Source organism: Shewanella aestuarii (genome assembly GCF_014647215.1).
Lineage (GTDB): Bacteria > Pseudomonadota > Gammaproteobacteria > Enterobacterales > Shewanellaceae > Shewanella > Shewanella aestuarii.
Genome location: NZ_BMOT01000022.1, coordinates 1 through 1,084 on the forward strand (window position 1 = coordinate 1; position 1,084 = coordinate 1,084).

The following is a 1,084-nucleotide window of genomic DNA, read 5'->3' on the forward strand; positions in this document are numbered from 1 at the left end:
CTTAACATCGAATTTAAGATCACAACCATCTTTCTTATGCAGGCAATAATAGCCACTTTCTTTGCTTTTCCTGCCGCCACTAATCGCTGATATGTCTCTTTAAAAACGGGATTAGATTGTATCGCTGACATCATGGCCATGTATAAAACGGTTCTCACTTGATGTCGTCCGCCTTGGATTTTTCTATGCCCTTTGAAGCGTCCACTTTCTTTATTCATGGGTGCCACACCAACTAATGAGCTGGCTTCTTTGTTATTGATATAACCTAATTCTGGTAGGTTGCTGATGATGGACGCCGCAGCAATTTTACCGATGCCTTTCATACTTTGTAGGATGATATTTTTAGCTTGGTAGTCAGGGGTTGATTCGATGAGATTAACAATTTTAGTTTCAATTTTTGCAATCTGATTTTTAAACACAGTCAGAATAGGTTTAATAGTCATCGCTAGTTCTTTCGGCAGGATTTGCAGCCTGTTCTTCTCCATCGTTTGCATTGCCATAATTTGATTACGTCTTGAGACTAAATCGCTCATAACCTGCATGATGTCTGGCTTTAAAGTAGATAGCTTAGGCTTAATCGCATCGCCATAGTGGGCAATGAGCTGCGCATCTAGCTTGTCAGTTTTAGCGCGTTGGCCAATTGCACCAGCAAAGCGTTTTATGTGTACAGGGTTAGCGATAACGAAGGGTAAGTTAGCATTCGCACAAGCCATAATAAACGGCATTTCAAGCCGTCCGGTTGCTTCAATGACAATACGTTCAGGGTGATGTTTTTTAATGAGCTTCACCGCTTCTTTAATGCCTTTTTCATCGTTAGATACGGTGAAATAGATATCGAGTGGTCGAATATAAATGTCGAGTTGGAACTTGCCAGTATCGACACCGACGTTAATGTTTTGATTAGTTTTTGTTTTCATAATAAGCTAACTCTTGCTTGCAAATGCGGGTTCGAGACCCAGTAGACTATTCGAGTATTTTGCTTGGAGTCGTTTGTCGCGTTCTTTCTTGTTATCGGTCTCTCAATAGAGGAGCCAGCACTCAATCGAACTACGACAAATGAAAGCTTTAGTTGCAGCTAAAGCCT

Annotated in this window: 1 protein-coding gene; it reads right to left on the reverse strand. The window is 41.0% G+C overall.

Annotated elements, in window-relative coordinates:
- Window positions 1-917, reverse strand: a 917-nt coding sequence (locus IEY03_RS17010) for an IS110 family RNA-guided transposase (protein ID WP_188843886.1), incomplete at its 3' end; no start/stop codon positions are given.
- Window positions 918-1,084 lie beyond the last annotated feature (167 nt).